Genomic DNA, 15,009 nt, shown 5'->3' with positions numbered 1-15,009 from the left:
AGGCCGACAGACCGCCATCGCCAGCAGGGGATCGTGGGTGTGTCCCACGGGATTCTGTGCGGTGCTCAAGGCCGGGGTTGCGATGCGAATCGCTGGCCTTGCTCCACCGCCCACGCCACCACCTTCGCGGTCAGGCGGTCGCTGGCCTGGCCGAACCCGGCGACTGCCGCCGGCACCTTTACATCGCTCAGCGGCTGGCGTTCCTCGAAGCGGCGGCTGGCGAGGATGCGCTGGTCGTAGCCACGCACCAGCAACGCATCCAGGCGCACCACGACGCTGGCGCCGTTGCCCTCATATTCCGTCTGAAACGCTTGCAGGCTGCCGCCCAGCTCCAGGTCCGCCTGGAAGTTGCTGTCGTCGGTGCTCAGCAGCGACACCCGGCCGTCACGCTGGAAGCCGTCGAGCAGGCGGTTGCGCAGCAGCACCGGCGCCGGGTCGCTCCAGCGCGAGGCCTTGTAGGTGCTGATCACGTCGCCCTGAGGGATCACGGCGATGCCCGGCCGGTTCAGCGCTTCGCTGGCCTGCAGTTTGTTCAGGCGCAGCGACCAGTGCTGGACGGCCGCCGGGCCGGTCGGGGCGGGCGTCTGGGCGGCGGGCAGGCGGTAGACGTCCAGCGGCTCCGGCTTGGGCAGGATCGAACACGAAGCGGCCAGCGCGAAACCGGCGAGGAGGGCGAGGCGGGTCGGCTTCATGGGGTGAATTCCTTGTTCTTGTCGTTGCCCAGCAGATAGCCGCTGGGGTTGGCCTCCAGGCGTTGGGAAATGGCGCGCAGCGAGCTCAAGGTCTCGCGCAGTTCGCGCACCGCCGGCGCCAGGCCGTTGAGGCCTTGCAGGCCGCTGTCCAGGGACGTCTGGTTCTTGCTCAGCAGGCCGTTGATCGTGGCGCTGCTTTGCTCCAGGGATTTCATCGCCTGCTCGGCGCTGCCCAGGGCCTGCTTGCCCTGATCGTTGAGCAGGCCGTTGGCGTTGCGCATCAGCGCCGACGTCTGTTCGAGCATGCTGCCGGCCTGCTTGCCCACCGCCGCCAGTTGCTGCATGGCCTGGCGCAGGTCGCCGCGCTGGTCGTTGATCGCGCCGGTGGTCTGTTCCAGGTGGGCGAGGGTGTTGCTGATGCGCTCGACGTTCTGCGCCGAAAACATCTGGTTGGCGTTGTGCAGTAGCTCGTTGACCCCGGTCATCAGGTCGTTGCTGTCATTGAGCAGGCGGGAGATGGGCGAGGGCGTGGCGACGATGGTCGGCAGCTTGCCGTCGCGGCCCTTGAGGTTCGGGCTCTGCGGCGTGCCGCCGCTGAGCTGGATGATCGAGGTGCCGGTGATGCCGGTCAGGGCCAGCTTGGCCAGGGTGTCTTCCTTGATCGGGGTGTCGCCGCCCAGGCGGATCCGCGCCAGCACCCGGCGCGGGTCTTCCGGATCAAGCCTGAGGCTGACCACGTCGCCGACCTTGATCCCGCTGTACTGCACCGCGCTGCCCTTGGACAGGCCGCTGACCGCCTCGTTGAACACCACTTCGTAATCCTTGAACTCGGTGTCGACGCTGGACTTGGCCAAAAACAGGCCGAAGAGCAGGGCGCCCGCCACCACGATCACGGTGAACAGGCCGATCAACACATGATGGGCTCGGGTTTCCATGTCAGACCTCGTTGAGCTGTGAAGCGGCGCCGAGCGCCGAGCGGCCCCGGGGGCCGTGGAAGTATTCGTGGATCCACGCGTCGTCGGTTTCCGAGACCTGGTCGATCGGCCCGGCCACCAGCACCTTCTTCTGCGCCAGCACCGCCACGCGGTCGGTGATGGTGTAGAGCGTGTCCAGGTCGTGGGTCACCAGAAACACGCTCAGGCCCAGGGCGTCGCGCAGGGTCAGGATCAGTTGGTCGAACGCGGCGGCGCCGATCGGGTCGAGCCCGGCGGTGGGCTCGTCGAGGAACAGGATGTCCGGATCCAGCGCCAGCGCCCGGGCCAGCGCCGCGCGCTTGATCATGCCGCCGGACAGGGATGCGGGGTACTTGTCCGCCGCCGACAGCGGCAGCCCGGCCAGCGCCAGCTTCACCGCCGCCAGGTGTTCGGCGTCGTCGCGGCTCAGGCCCGCGTGCTCGATCAGGGGCAGGGCGACGTTCTCGGTCACGGTCAGCGAGGAGAACAGCGCGCCCTTCTGGAACAGCACGCCGAAACGCCGCTCGATCAGCGAGCGCTCGTGCTCCGGCAGGCTCGGCAGGTTCTGGCCGAACACCGTGACGTTGCCTTCGCTGGGCCGGCGCAGGCCGACGATGCTGCGCAGCAGCACCGACTTGCCGCTGCCGGAGCCGCCGACCACGGCCAGGATCTCGCCCTTGTACAGGTCCAGGTCCAGGTTCTCATGCACGCTCTGGCGGCCGAAACGGTTGCACAGGCCACGGACTTCGATGACCGCCTCGGCGGGCGCGCGGGGTGGACGGCTCACCAGCTCATCTCCATGAAGAACAGGGCGGCCACCGCGTCGAACACGATGACCACGAAAATCGACTGCACCACGCTGGAGGTGGTGTGGGCGCCGACCGATTCGGCGCTGCCGCTGACCTTGAAGCCTTCGAGGCAGCCGATCGCCGCGATGATGAACGCGAAGACCGGCGCCTTCACCAGCCCCACCAGGAAGTGCTGTACGCCGATGTCGGTCTGCAGCAGCGACAGGAACATCGCCGGGGAAATCCCCAGCGACACCGCGCAGACCACACCGCCGCCGACGATGCCGCAGAGCATCGCCAGGAACGTCAGCATCGGCAGGGCCACCAGCAGCGCCAGCACCCGGGGCACCACCAGCAGTTCCATCGGGTCGAGCCCGAGGGTGCGGATCGCGTCGATCTCTTCGTTGGCCTTCATCGAACCGATCTGCGCGGTGAAGGCGCTGGCAGTGCGGCCGGCCATCAGGATCGCGGTCAGCAACACGCCGAATTCGCGCAGGAAAGAGAACGCCACCAGATCCACGGTGAAGATGCTCGCGCCGAAACCGGCCAGCACCGTCGCCCCGAGGAACGCCACCACGGCGCCTACCAGGAAGGTCAGCAGGGCGACGATGGGCGCGGCGTCGAGGCCGGTCTGCTCGATATGCGCCACCACCGGGGTGATCCGCCAGCGCTTGGGCCTAAGCAGGCTGCGGGCGATGGTTTCCAGGATCAGGCCGATGAAGCCCAGCAGTTGCAGGGTGTCTTGCCAGACCGTGTCCACCGCGCGGCCGATGCGGGTCAGCAGTTGCACGCTGACGCTGATTTCCGGTTCCTTGACCGGCACGCAGAAGTCGGTCAGCGAGCGGTACACCGTCTGCAGCAACGCACGGTCGGCGTTGGAGAGGGTGCAGTCGGGGTGTTCGGCGGACTGGCCCAGGCGTTCGGAACCGAGCAGTTCCACCAGCAACGAGGCGCCGGCGGTGTCGAGGGCGCCGAGGCCGTTGAGGTCGATGGGGGTGTCGGCGCCGTACTGGCCGCGCAGCGTTTGGCACAGGTGCTTGAGCCCTGCGTAGTGGGCCAGCGTCCAGTCGCCCGTGACCCGCAGGCGGGCAGGGGTGAGCGTGGTGTCCAGCCGGGCGTTGCCGGCCATCGGGCTGCTGGTCATAGGCTCCGTGCGTGTGCGGCTGTTACGGGAACCTACGTAATAGCACGAACCCGATTACTTTTCTTTGGCCGGTGTGCTGTCCGGGACGGTGAAACGCAGCACGCCGATCACCTGGCCGTCCTCGGTCAACACCCGCACCTGCCATTTGCCCGCCGGGTCGGCCGGGAAGTTCTGCTTGTGCGTCCACGCCCGGTAGCCTTCCTTGCGCCCGCCATGGATGTCGAGGGCGATGCGGTCGACCTCTTTGCCGTTGAACTGCCACACGTGATAGATCCGCTCGTCCAGCCCCCGCGGCGCGCTGATCGCGGTGTAGGCGTAGAGCCCGCCGTTGCGGATCTGCTCGACGCTGACCTCTTCGAGGCTGTCGCCGGGGGTGCGGTCCTGCAGTTGGGTGCTGATCGCCACATCCGTCATCCACAGCGTGGCCGGCGGCACCCACGAACGCAGCACCCAGCCGACGGCGCCGATGCCCAGGGTGATGCTGAGGATGGCCAGCGCGTTGCACACGGTGCGGATCGGGAAGATCGACGCCAGGCTGGGGAACGACAGCGCCACGGCGATGCCCAGCGCCCATTTGAAGCTCTGCGAGGTGGTCAGGTGCAGGATCACCGGCAGCGCGGTGAGGAGGGCGGCGAACAGGGTCAGGGTGTGCAGCGCCAGAAACGCCCAGCGCCGCCGCGCCAGCCATTTGTAGTAGAGCGGGTCGGTGATCGAAATGAACGCGGCGATGCTCAGCAGGCCGGTGAACACCAGTTGGCCGCTGTTCCAGGTCGTGGTGATGAAAAAGAACGGCAGGACGAAGAACAGGCTTTCCTGGTGGATCATCTGCGTGGCGTAGCGCAGCAGCGGTTCGGGGATCTCGCGCTTGAAGATCCGGGTGAACAGCTGGGTGAGGCTGTTTTCCAGCATCAGCCAGATCCAGCTCAGCAGCATGATCGTGGCGATCCAGCTGGCCAGCCCTTGCTGGCGGTCCACCAGGATGAAGCTGCCGGCCCCCGAGATGAAACCGCCGAGCGCAATGACCCCGGGATAGCGCTTCATCAGTTCGAGGATGCGCTGGATCAGCTGGGTCAGTTTGAGCATGGGGGCAGTTCGCGGCGGTCGAGGAAAAACTGCGACAGAGTACCGCCCGCCGGGCGCCGTGGCGAGGCTGCCGATCAGTTGGGCGGTGTTTTCCCGTGGCGCAGGCGCCAGCCCAGCACGATCAGCAGCAGGGTGCCCAGGCCGCCGCCCAGCAGCCACAGCACCTGGTCGTCGCCGAGCAGCGGCTTCTCGATCCGCAGGTAGCCCGGTTGCAGCAGCAGTTCGCGCATGGCCTTGTTCGCCGCCGCAAGCGTCACCCCTTGCAGCTCCCGGGCGGGGTCGGCGAAGCGGCCGTCCTCGTAGTCGCCCAAGGCGCTCCAGTAATAGTCGGCCAGCGCGCTGTTGCCCTGCACGGCCCAGGCCTGGTGGGCGATGGCCGCCTGCTTGAGGCGGGCGAAGGTGTCGGGGTCCAGGCCGTCCCTGAGCAGGTCGGCCTTGAGCCCCTCCAGTTCGCGTTCGGCCTGGGCGATGTCGTCGCGGTCCACATCGGCGTTGAGGCTCATGAAGCCGACGCCGCCGAACACCTCGCGCTCGGCCCACGGCCCGTAGGACAGCGCGTGGTCCAGGCGCAAGCGGCGGTACAGCGCCCAGTCCAGGTAGTTCTTGAGCAGGTCGAAGGTTTCGTCGTACTGGTCGTCCAGCACCGGTTCGGGCACCAGCCAGTGCAGCTTGGCGCCGTTGCCGATGAAGCCGCGCATCAGCGTGCGCTCGTGGGCGGCGCTGCTGCTGATGTCCGGCAGCGTCCGGTGCTCGCTGGGGTCGACCGGCTCCAGCGAGCCCCAGGCCCGTTCCAGATAGGCCGGCAGCAGCCGGTCGAGCTCGCCGACCACGATCAGGGTCATGTTGTTGGGCGCGTACCAGGCCTTGCGCACCTTCTCCAGCTGCTCGCGGGTCAGGCCGTCGACCTCGGCCCGCTGCGGGCATTTGAGCCCCAGTTCCACCGCCAGTTGATTGCTCGCGCTGTGGCCCAGGTCCTGGCGGTCGAGCCAGCGCCGCAGGTGCGTGTAATGGCCGCCGTCCTCGCGCTCGACCACGCGCTTGGCCGCGTCGATCGCGTTGTCGTCGATGCGCGTGCGGGTCAGCAGATCCAGCAACAGGTCGAGCACCTTGCGCTGGTTCTTCGCCGGCGCCTCGATGACGAACGTGGTGTCGGCGTTGCTGGTGAAGGCGTTCCATTCGCCGCCCAGGGCCTGCATGCGCTCCTCGAGGCCGCCTTCACCGGTGGCGTCGGTGCCGCTGAACAGCAGGTGTTCGAGCAGGTGCGGCAGTTCCTTTTCGTCGCAGCCGAAATCGTCGATGCCGACCCCGACCACCAGCCGGATCGCCACATGCCCGCGCTCGGTGCCGGGCTTGAGCAACACCTGCAGGCCGTTGGGCAGGGCGTAGCCTTCGACCTGGAAGCGATCCAGGGCCAGGGCGGGCAGGGAACCGAGCAGCAGGCAGGCGAACAGCAGGCGACGCATAACGAGTTTCCGTACGGCTGAAAGGGGGATCCGGGGTGCCTGAAAGGCCCTCACCGCCAGCAGGCTGGCTCCCGCAGGGGGATATGGTTCCAATGAGGGCCTGAAGGCCGGATCACTGTAACTGACTGGCCACGGTTGCAGACGTTCAAGGCGAATGCGTGATGTCCGTCATGTCGTCCACCGCCAGCGCGCCGGTGTCCGACGTCTCCAGTACCACATAGGCGCTGCCGCAGAACAGTGAATTGAGCCGTTTCATGTCCGCGATCAGTTCCAGGTGCAGCGAGCTGGTTTCGATGCTCTGCACGATCTTGCGCTGCAGGCGGCTGACGTGGGCGTGGGCCAGGCGCCGCTCCTGGGCGCGGAACCGGCGCTTCTCCCGCAGCAGTTGGCGCGCGCTTTCCTTGTCGCCGCTGAGGAACACCGACAGCCCCAGCCGCAGGTTGGCGATCAGCTGAGCCTGCAGCCCGGCCAGTTCCTCCAGCCCGTCCTCGGAGAACGAACGGCGTTGGGACGTCTTTTGCTGCTGCACCTTGCGCAGCATGCGTTCGATCAGGTCGGCGGCCAGCTTGAGGTTGATCGCCAGTTCGATGATTTCCGCCCAGCGCCGGCTGTCCTGTTCGCCCAGGTCTTCCCGGGGCATCTGCGCCAGGTACAGCTTGATCGCGCTGTACAGCGCCTCGACGTCATCGGTCAGCCGGCGCACTTCCTGGGTCACGGCGGTCTGCTTGCCGCGCAGCGCATCGAGGGCGGCGTCGAGCATGTTGTCGATCAGGTCGCCCATGCGCAGGGTTTCCCGGGCGGCGTTGGCCAGGGCCAGGCTCGGCGTGGTCAGCGCCGTCGGATCGAGGTGGCGGGGCCGGGCGGTGCCGTTGGCCTGTTCGCGCTCCGGCAGCAGCCAGGCGCACAGCCGCGCCATCGGCCCGACGCTGGGCAACAGCACCAGGCAGCGCACGGTGTTGTAGAGCAGGTGGAAGCCGATGACCATTTCCTGGGCGCTGAAATCCAGGCTGTCCAGCCAGTGCACCAACGGGTCGAGCACCGGAATGATCAGCAGCAGCCCGATCAGCTTGTACAGCAGGCTGCCCAGCGCCACCTGCCGGCCGGCGGCGTTCTGCATGCTGGCGCTCATGAACGCCAGCACGCCGCTGCCGATGTTGGCGCCGATCACCAGGCCGATCGCCACCGGCAGGCTGATCACGTTGGCGCCGGCCAGGGTCGCGGTCAGCAGCACGGCGGCGAGGCTGGAATAGGAAACCATCGCGAACAACGCACCGACCAGGGCGTCGAGCAGGATGTCGCCGGTCAGCGAGGCGAAGATCACCTTCACTCCTTGGGCATGGGTGATCGGCGTGGCCGCCTCGACGATCAGCTGCAGCGCCAGAATGATCAGCCCCAGGCCGATGGCGACCCGTCCCATCTGGCCCAGCCGCGTCTGCTTGCGCGACAGGAAGAAGATCACCCCGATGAAGATCAGCAGCGGCGACAGCCACGACAGGTCGAAGGTCAGCACCCGTGCCATCAGCGCCGTACCGACGTCGGCGCCGAGCATGGTGGCCAGGGCCGGGGTCAGCGCCATCAGACCCTGGCCGACGAAGGAGGTGACGAGCATGGCGGTGGCGTTGCTGCTCTGCACCATCGCGGTCACGACGATGCCGGCGATGAAGGCCAGCCAGCGCTTGGACATGTTCTGGCCGATGACGTGGCGCAGGTTGGAGCCGTAGACCCGCAGGATCCCGGTGCGGACGATGTGCGTGCCCCAGATCAGCAGGGCCACGGCGGAAAGCAGATTGAGCAGGGTGAGCATTGCAGGCCCCCTGTGATGACGGCGCCCCAGAGGGGCAAGTGGACGGTGCCGCGCGTTTTCTACGAGTTGTGTTTAAGCTGTAGTCGGCTAACGGTCTGGGCGCCAGCATCGCACAGCCCAAGCGTCGATTGAAACAAAAGCGTCATGAAACCCGAACCCGGCCCCACCGCAAAAACAGTGGGAGCGAGCCTGCTCGCGATGGGGCCGTCACGTTCGACCGTTGGGTCGACTGACAGACCGCCATCGCGGGCAAACCCGCTCCCACAGGGTATTGCGCGTGACCTGACGGGTTACTGGCCCGGCACGTCCTTGCGCAGCTTCACCGGTTCCTGCTGCTGTTTCTTCCTCGCGATCGCGCCGCGCATCTTGATGTTGATCGCTTCGACGGCCAGCGAGAACGCCATGGCGAAGTAGACGTAACCCTTAGGCACATGCACGTCGAACGCTTCGGCGATCAGCACGGTGCCGACCACCAGCAGGAACGACAGCGCGAGCATCTTCAGCGACGGGTGCTTGTCGATGAACTCGCTGATCTTGCCCGAGGCCAGCATCATCACCAGCACGGCCACGACGATCGCAGCGACCATGACCGGCACGTGGGAGACCATGCCCACGGCGGTGATGACCGAGTCCAGGGAGAACACGATGTCGATGATCGCGATCTGGATGATCGTGTAGAAGAAATTGCCGCCCTTGCCCGAAGGCGCGTCGTCGCTTTCGTCTTCGCCCTCCAGCGCGTGGTACATCTCCTGGGAGCTTTTCCACAGCAGGAACAGACCGCCGAAGAACAGGATCAGGTCGCGGCCGGAAATGCCCTGGCCGAACACCACGAACAGGTCGGCGGTCAGGCGCATGACCCAGGTGATCGACAGCAGCAACAGGATCCGGGTGATCATGGCCAGGCCCAGGCCGAAGATCCGGGTGCGGGCCTGCATGTGCTTGGGCATGCGGCTGACCAGGATCGAAATCATGATGATGTTATCGATCCCCAGGACGATCTCCAGGGCGGTCAGGGTGAAGAAGGCAACCCAGATCTCAGGGTTGGTCAGCCATTCCATGTGTATTCCTTTGAGCGAGTGTTAAACCACGACGCCAGCATGGCGCTGGCGGCGTGGAAGTTTGGTGCCGTTGCAGTTACAGAGTGCTGAACAGCGGAAAAGTCCCCAACAGCAACGCGGCCGCCAGTATGCACAGGCAGACCAGCACTGCCCACTTGAGCGTGAAGCGCTGGTGGTCGCCGAACTCGATCCCGGCCAGGGCCACCAGCAGGTAGGTGGACGGCACCAGCGGGCTGAGCAGGTGGACGGGCTGGCCGACGATCGAGGCACGGGCCATTTCCACCGCGGTGATGCCGTAATGGCTGGCCGCTTCGGACAGCACCGGCAGCACGCCGTAGTAGAACGCGTCGTTCGACATGAAGAACGTGAACGGCATGCTCACCAGCGCCGTGATCACCGCCAGGTAAGGGCCCAGGAAATCCGGGATCACCGCCAACAGGCTCTTGGACATGGCGTCGACCATGCCGGTGCCCGACAGGATACCGGTGAAGATGCCCGCCGCGAAGATCAGGCTGACCACTGACAGCACGCTGCCGGCGTGGGCCGCGACACGGTCCTTCTGCTGCTGCAGGCAAGGGTAGTTGACGATCATCGCGATGCTGAACGCCACCATGAACAGCACCGGCAGCGGCAGCAGACCGGCGATCAGGGTGCACATCAGGGCCAGGGTCAGCAGGCCGTTGAACCAGATCAGCTTCGGACGGCGGGCGTCCGGGAACTGCGAGACGCTGATTTCGCTATGGTCGATCTCGTCGCCGACCAGGTGCAGCTCGCCCAGGCGCGCCCGCTCACGCTTGCCGTAGAAGTAGGCGATGACCAGGATCGCCACCACGCCGGCGGCCATGGCCGGGATCATCGGCACGAAGATGTCCGACGGATCCACGTGCAGCGCACTGGCGGCACGGGCGGTCGGGCCGCCCCACGGGGTCATGTTCATCACGCCGCCGGCGAGGATGATCAGGCCGGCCATGATCCGCGGGCTCATGCCGATGCGGCTGTACAGCGGCAGCATGGCGGCCACGCAGATCATGTAGGTGGTCGCGCCGTCGCCGTCCAGGGACACGACGAGCGCCAGGACGGCGGTGCCGACCGACACCTTCAGCGGGTCGCCCTTGACCAGCTTGAGGATCTTGCGCACGGCCGGGTCGAACAGGCCGGAGTCGATCATCAGGGCGAAATACAGGATGGCGAACATCAGCATCACGCCGGTCGGCGCAAGCTTGGTGATGCCTTCGAGCATCATCGGGCCGATCTTCGGCGCAAAGCCGCCGAACAGCGCGAACAGGATCGGGATGATGATCAGGGCGATCAGCGCGGACAGGCGCTTGGTCATGATCAGGAACATGAACGTGATGACCATGGCGAAGCCAAGGAAAGTCAGCATGGGAATACTCCAGGCGTAGCGCGGCTAGGGAATGGGCGGACCTTGGGGGATCAGCGCAGAACGGGAAGCACGGAACGTACGGGCGGAGTGACAGCGAGGAGGCGGGTTGCAGAGGACATCAGAATCACCATTGTTGTTGTTAATTGGGCCGGGCGGGCGAGGTTGCGCACGCATTGGCCAGCCGGTCTGGTGCCGGCAGTGGGGGCGATACTAATCGGGGAAGCTTTCAGTCAGCTTTCGCCGGCGAAAGCTTTGGGCGAACGGCCAACCGGCCGTCGGAAGCGGCTAGAGTCAATGGATCCGGGCACGGGAGGGAAGGGCCATGAACGAACTGCACCGCGGCGGCTGCCACTGCGGACACATCCGCTATCAAATCAGCGGGCCCTTGCATGACATCGCCCACTGCCATTGCTCGATCTGTCGGCGGGTCAGCGGCGGCATCGTCACCACCTGGCTGACGGCACCGGCGGCGAACTTCCGTTGGATGGCCGGCACGCCGGCGCGCTACGCGTCGTCGGACACCTGCACGCGGTTCTTCTGCCCGCAGTGCGGGGCGCAATTGGCGCTGGCGACACAGCTGAGCCCCGCGAGCATCGACGTCACCGTCGCCACCCTCGACCACCCGGAACAGGCACCGGCCGACCGGCACATCTGGACCGACAGCCGGCTGCCGTGGCTGCACCTGGACGAGCACCTGCCGGGGGAGCCGGAAGAAACCCTCTGATCAAAAAATGGACAGATCCAGCGGCCGCATCGCGCCCATCCAGATCGCGTGCTCGGTGTGGTCGAGCAGGTCGTCGCCGGTGTCGGGGTGCAGGAACACCACCAGCCCCTTGCGGTTGAGCGCCAGCCACGGCAGCACATCCCCCAGCAGCTCGGGGCCGAACGCCAGTTGGCAGCTCCAGTCCGGGTGCGGGCCCACCGGGCGCTCGTGCATCCGGCCCATTTTCAGGGGAAACCGTTGCGCGGCCTGCTCGCACAGGGCCCGGGCCTGCTCGATCGTGCCGGCATCGTAGTAGATGTGGGCGTGATAACCCTTGATCTGTTGCATCTGCAATCCTCTGCATCGAAATTGAAAGCCGCTCACACCGCCACCGACGGCAACGCCAACCCGTTCAACGACTGGGCGCTGTCGGCCTGCTCGGCCATCAGCCAGTCGACGAACCGTTGGATCAATGCCCCACGTCGTTTGCGCGGCGGCAGCACCACGTAATAGCCGAGCCGCGACAGGGTGGTCTCGGCGATGGGCCGGCACAGCAAGCCCTGGCTCAGCAAGTTATCCACAAGGTGGCGCCAGCCGATGGCCACGCCCTGGCCGCCGATGGCCGCCTGGATCAGCAGCGTGTAGTTGTCGAAACGCAATTGCCCCGGCGCCGGCGGGGTGGTGAGGCCGAGCTCGCGGAACAGTCCGCTCCAGTCGAACCAGCGGCTGCTGTTCTCGCCCCGCAGGTGCAGCAGCGGAAACTCCAGCAACGCCTGGGGCGACAGGGGAAGGGCGCGGTCCTTGAGCAGTTGCGGGCTACACACCGGAAACACTTCTTCGCTGAACAGCCAGTGGCTTTCGCCCTGCTTGAAGCGCCCGTCGCCGAACAGCACCGCCACGTCGATGTCGGTGCGCAGCATGTTGTGGCTGCGCTCGCTGGTGACCAGGCTCACGTCCACCTGCGGATTGGCCGCGTGGAAGCGGTGCAGGCGCGGCATCAGCCAGTAGGCGGCGAAGGCGAAATCGGTGGCGACCTGCAACACCTCATGCTGCTGTTGTGCGCTGATCGCGCTCAATCCTGCGTCGATGTTCTGTAAACCGAGGGCAACCTGCTCGAACAGCAACGCACCGACCTCGGTCAGGCCGATGCCTCGGTAGATCCGGTCGAACAACCGCGCGCCGAGCTGCTCCTCCAGCCGCTTGATCTGCTGGCTGACGGCCGGCTGCGTGGTGCCCAGCTCCACCGCCGCAGCGGTGAAACTGCGGTGACGGGCCGCCGCCTCGAAGGCGCGCAACAGGTCCAGCGAAAGGTCGCCAAGGGCTTCATACATAAGCGATGCTTATCCTAGTCATTGTTCGGCACGGGCTTTACCGAACGGGGCATGGAATCCATGCTCAATCGCAGCAATGTCGCATAACTCTCCACTATGGAATGCCGCGATCACATGAAGCGCAAGAACATTCTTTTCATCATGGCCGATCAGATGGCCGCGCCCATGCTGCCGTTCTACGGCCCGTCGCCCGTCAAGCTGCCGAACCTCAGCCGTCTCGCCGAGCAGGGCGTGGTGTTCGACGCCGCCTACTGCAACAGCCCGCTGTGCGCGCCGTCGCGCTTCACCCTGGTCAGCGGCCAATTGCCCAGCAAGATCGGCGCCTACGACAACGCCGCCGATTTCCCCGCCGACGTCCCGACCTACGCCCATTACCTGCGCCGCCTCGGCTACCGCACCGCGCTGTCGGGCAAGATGCACTTCTGCGGCCCGGACCAACTGCACGGCTACGAAGAACGCCTGACCAGCGACATCTACCCCGCCGACTACGGCTGGGCGGTGAACTGGGACGAGCCAGACGTGCGCCCCAGCTGGTACCACAACATGTCCTCGGTGCTGCAGGCCGGGCCGTGCGTGCGCACCAACCAGCTCGATTTCGACGAAGAAGTGGTGTTCAAGGCCCGCCAGTACCTGTACGACCACGTCCGCGAGGACGGCGACCGGCCGTTCTGCCTGACCGTGTCGATGACCCACCCGCACGACCCGTACACGATTCCCAAGGCGTTCTGGGACTTGTACGACGATGCCGACATCCCGCTTCCGGTCACCCCGGAGCAACATTCGCTCGACCCGCATTCCCAGCGACTGCTCAAGGTCTACGACCTGTGGGACAAGCCGCTGCCTGTGGATAAGATCCGCGACGCGCGCCGGGCCTACTTCGGCGCGTGCAGCTACATCGACGACAACGTCGGCAAGCTCCTGCAGACCCTGGAGGAAACCGGGCTGGCCGACGACACCGTCATCGTGTTCTCCGGCGACCACGGCGACATGCTCGGCGAGCGCGGGCTCTGGTACAAGATGCACTGGTTCGAGATGGCCGCCCGGGTGCCGCTGCTGATCAGCGCCCCCGGCCAATTCGGCGCCCGCCGGGTCAGCGCCGCCGTGTCCACCGCCGACCTGCTGCCGACCTTCGTCGAACTGGCCGGCGGCAGCCTGGAACCGGGCCTGCCGCTGGACGGCCGGTCGCTGGTGCCGCACCTGCAAGGGCAGGGCGGGCACGACGAAGTGTTCGGCGAATACATGGCCGAAGGCACCGTGAGCCCGTTGATGATGATCCGGCGCGGCGCCTATAAATTTATCTACAGTGAAGACGACCCTTGCCTGCTGTTCGATGTGGACAATGATCCGCACGAGCTGGAAGAACTCAGCGCATCGCCGCAGCATCGCCAGCTGTTCGACGATTTTCTCGCCGAGGCGCGGGCCCGCTGGGACATCCCGGCGATCCACCGGGACGTGCTCGCCAGCCAGCGCCGGCGGCGCTTCGTCGCCGGGGCGCTGACCCTCGGCACGCTCAAGAGCTGGGATCACCAGCCGCTGGTGGACGCCAGCCAGCAGTACATGCGCAACCACATCGACCTCGATGACCTGGAGCGCAAGGCCCGTTATCCACAACCCTGCCAAAACCAATAACGCAAAGGGGAAGTCCATGGTCAAGTTATCCACAATCGTGACGGTCGGCCTGATCAGCCTGGGCAGCGCCCAGGCCTGGGCCGAGGCAAGCTGCGAAACCGTGAAGATGGCCGACCCCGGCTGGAGCGACATCGCCGCCACCAACGCCATCACCGGGTTCCTGCTGGACAGCATGGGCTACAAGCCCAAGGTCGACACCCTCGCGGTGCCGATCACCTTCGGCGGCCTGAAGGACGGCCAGGTCGACGTGTTCCTCGGCAACTGGATGCCGGCGCAGCAGGGGTTCTACGACAAGTTCGTGGCCACCGGCGACGTCACCCAACTGGCGAAGAACCTCGACGGCACCGAGTTCACCCTGGCCGTGCCCGACTACGTGTGGGACGCCGGCGTGCATGACTTCGCCGACCTGAACAAGTACGCCGACAAGTTCGACAAGAAGATCTACGGCATCGGCTCCGGCGCGCCGGCCAACATTTCCTTGCAGGAGATGATCAAGAAGGACGACTTCGGCATGGGCCAGTGGAAGCTGATCGAGTCCAGCGAACAGGCGATGCTCGCCGAAGTGTCGCGGGCGGTGAAGAAGCAGAAGTTCGTCACCTTCCTCGGCTGGACGCCGCACCCGATGAACGTGCAGCTGAAAATGCATTACCTCAAGGGCGGCGAGAAGTACTTCGGCGACACCGGCAGCGTGCACACCCTGACGCGCAAAGGGTATGCCGAGGCTTGCCCGAACGTGGGCCGGTTGCTGACCAACCTGTCGTTCACCCAGCAGATGGAGAACAGCATCATGGCCGAGGTGGTGAACAAGAAGATCAGCAACGCCGACGCGGCCAAGGCGTGGATCAAGGCCAACCCGGCGGTGCTGGAGAAGTGGCTGGACGGGGTGAAGACCGTGGACGGCAAAGACGCACTGCCTGCGGTCAAGGCCCGGCTCTGAACGCTGTGGCGAGGGCGCTTGCTCCCGCCGGGCTGCGCAC

At 66.1% G+C, this 15,009-nt stretch carries 14 protein-coding genes; 3 read left to right on the top strand and 11 right to left on the bottom strand.

All coding sequences use genetic code 11. The annotated features are described in order from the left end of the window. Nucleotides 1–65 precede the first annotated feature (65 nt). The 9 genes from CAG33_RS13130 to CAG33_RS13090 form a co-directional block, all read right to left on the bottom strand. Nucleotides 66–692, bottom strand: coding sequence for an ABC-type transport auxiliary lipoprotein family protein (locus CAG33_RS13130; RefSeq protein WP_085638749.1), 627 nt, complete (start codon nucleotides 690–692; stop codon nucleotides 66–68). After that, nucleotides 689–1,627 carry an MlaD family protein gene (locus tag CAG33_RS13125; RefSeq protein WP_085579356.1) on the bottom strand — a complete coding sequence of 313 codons (939 nt, stop codon included), beginning with the start codon at nucleotides 1,625–1,627 and terminating at the stop codon, nucleotides 689–691. The genes CAG33_RS13130 and CAG33_RS13125 overlap by 4 nt, the downstream gene beginning before the upstream one ends. A 1-nt stretch (nucleotide 1,628) precedes the next feature. Beyond that, nucleotides 1,629–2,432: an ABC transporter ATP-binding protein gene (locus CAG33_RS13120; RefSeq protein WP_085579354.1), complete on the bottom strand. Its 804-nt coding sequence runs from the start codon at nucleotides 2,430–2,432 to the stop codon at nucleotides 1,629–1,631. Further along, nucleotides 2,429–3,577: an ABC transporter permease gene (locus CAG33_RS13115; protein ID WP_085579352.1), complete on the bottom strand. Its 1,149-nt coding sequence runs from the start codon at nucleotides 3,575–3,577 to the stop codon at nucleotides 2,429–2,431. The genes CAG33_RS13120 and CAG33_RS13115 overlap by 4 nt, the downstream gene beginning before the upstream one ends. Before the next feature lie 54 nt (nucleotides 3,578–3,631). Beyond that, a complete protein-coding gene (locus tag CAG33_RS13110) occupies nucleotides 3,632–4,660 on the bottom strand; it encodes a DUF5924 family protein (RefSeq protein WP_085638746.1) in 1,029 nt (342 codons plus the stop codon). A 74-nt stretch (nucleotides 4,661–4,734) separates the two neighbouring features. Continuing rightward, nucleotides 4,735–6,123, bottom strand: coding sequence for a pitrilysin family protein (locus CAG33_RS13105; RefSeq protein ID WP_085638743.1), 1,389 nt, complete (start codon nucleotides 6,121–6,123; stop codon nucleotides 4,735–4,737). Between the two features lie 145 nt (nucleotides 6,124–6,268). Continuing rightward, nucleotides 6,269–7,927, bottom strand: coding sequence for a Na/Pi cotransporter family protein (locus CAG33_RS13100; RefSeq protein WP_085638740.1), 1,659 nt, complete (start codon nucleotides 7,925–7,927; stop codon nucleotides 6,269–6,271). Between the two features lie 290 nt (nucleotides 7,928–8,217). After that, nucleotides 8,218–8,985 carry a TerC family protein gene (locus tag CAG33_RS13095; protein WP_085579344.1) on the bottom strand — a complete coding sequence of 256 codons (768 nt, stop codon included), beginning with the start codon at nucleotides 8,983–8,985 and terminating at the stop codon, nucleotides 8,218–8,220. 76 nt (nucleotides 8,986–9,061) lie between these two features. Continuing rightward, on the bottom strand, nucleotides 9,062–10,369 hold the full coding sequence (locus tag CAG33_RS13090) for a CitMHS family transporter (RefSeq protein WP_085579342.1): 1,308 nt from the start codon (nucleotides 10,367–10,369) through the stop codon (nucleotides 9,062–9,064). A 322-nt stretch (nucleotides 10,370–10,691) separates the two neighbouring features. Here CAG33_RS13090 and CAG33_RS13085 point away from each other — a divergent pair, with 322 nt between their 5' ends. Beyond that, complete coding sequence (locus CAG33_RS13085; protein ID WP_085638737.1) at nucleotides 10,692–11,093, top strand: GFA family protein; 402 nt, start codon at nucleotides 10,692–10,694, stop codon at nucleotides 11,091–11,093. Here CAG33_RS13085 and CAG33_RS13080 read toward each other — a convergent pair whose 3' ends face one another. Both CAG33_RS13080 and CAG33_RS13075 read right to left on the bottom strand, forming a co-directional pair. Further along, complete coding sequence (locus CAG33_RS13080) at nucleotides 11,094–11,420, bottom strand: DOPA 4,5-dioxygenase family protein (protein ID WP_085638734.1); 327 nt, start codon at nucleotides 11,418–11,420, stop codon at nucleotides 11,094–11,096. It abuts the gene before it with no gap. Nucleotides 11,421–11,452: 32 nt separating this feature from the next. Beyond that, entirely contained in the window at nucleotides 11,453–12,403 is a 951-nt protein-coding gene (locus CAG33_RS13075; RefSeq protein ID WP_085630371.1) for a LysR family transcriptional regulator, read from the bottom strand. A gap of 114 nt (nucleotides 12,404–12,517) precedes the next feature. On the opposite strand from CAG33_RS13075, the gene betC reads away from it, so the two are divergent. Then, nucleotides 12,518–14,032, top strand: coding sequence for a choline-sulfatase (betC, locus tag CAG33_RS13070; protein ID WP_085630369.1), 1,515 nt, complete (start codon nucleotides 12,518–12,520; stop codon nucleotides 14,030–14,032). 16 nt (nucleotides 14,033–14,048) lie between these two features. Continuing rightward, nucleotides 14,049–14,969, top strand: coding sequence for a choline ABC transporter substrate-binding protein (gene choX, locus CAG33_RS13065; RefSeq protein ID WP_085638728.1), 921 nt, complete (start codon nucleotides 14,049–14,051; stop codon nucleotides 14,967–14,969). The last annotated feature ends 40 nt before the right edge of the window (nucleotides 14,970–15,009 follow it).

The organism is Pseudomonas sp. B3(2017), from assembly GCF_002113595.1.
Lineage (GTDB): Bacteria > Pseudomonadota > Gammaproteobacteria > Pseudomonadales > Pseudomonadaceae > Aquipseudomonas > Aquipseudomonas ekonensis.
The sequence above is the reverse complement of the archived record's forward strand: the minus strand, read 5'-3'. Positions and strand labels throughout refer to the sequence as shown.

Coding starts and splice junctions, on each gene's coding strand:
- CAG33_RS13130 (WP_085638749.1), bottom strand. CDS start 692: ATGAAGCCGACCCGCCTCGCCCTCCTCGCCGGTTTCGCGCTGGCCGCT.
- CAG33_RS13125 (WP_085579356.1), bottom strand. CDS start 1,627: ATGGAAACCCGAGCCCATCATGTGTTGATCGGCCTGTTCACCGTGATC.
- CAG33_RS13115 (WP_085579352.1), bottom strand. CDS start 3,577: ATGACCAGCAGCCCGATGGCCGGCAACGCCCGGCTGGACACCACGCTC.
- CAG33_RS13110 (WP_085638746.1), bottom strand. CDS start 4,660: ATGCTCAAACTGACCCAGCTGATCCAGCGCATCCTCGAACTGATGAAG.
- CAG33_RS13105 (WP_085638743.1), bottom strand. CDS start 6,123: ATGCGTCGCCTGCTGTTCGCCTGCCTGCTGCTCGGTTCCCTGCCCGCC.
- CAG33_RS13100 (WP_085638740.1), bottom strand. CDS start 7,927: ATGCTCACCCTGCTCAATCTGCTTTCCGCCGTGGCCCTGCTGATCTGG.
- CAG33_RS13095 (WP_085579344.1), bottom strand. CDS start 8,985: ATGGAATGGCTGACCAACCCTGAGATCTGGGTTGCCTTCTTCACCCTG.
- CAG33_RS13090 (WP_085579342.1), bottom strand. CDS start 10,369: ATGCTGACTTTCCTTGGCTTCGCCATGGTCATCACGTTCATGTTCCTG.
- CAG33_RS13085 (WP_085638737.1), top strand. CDS start 10,692: ATGAACGAACTGCACCGCGGCGGCTGCCACTGCGGACACATCCGCTAT.
- CAG33_RS13080 (WP_085638734.1), bottom strand. CDS start 11,420: ATGCAACAGATCAAGGGTTATCACGCCCACATCTACTACGATGCCGGC.
- CAG33_RS13075 (WP_085630371.1), bottom strand. CDS start 12,403: ATGTATGAAGCCCTTGGCGACCTTTCGCTGGACCTGTTGCGCGCCTTC.
- betC (WP_085630369.1), top strand. CDS start 12,518: ATGAAGCGCAAGAACATTCTTTTCATCATGGCCGATCAGATGGCCGCG.
- choX (WP_085638728.1), top strand. CDS start 14,049: ATGGTCAAGTTATCCACAATCGTGACGGTCGGCCTGATCAGCCTGGGC.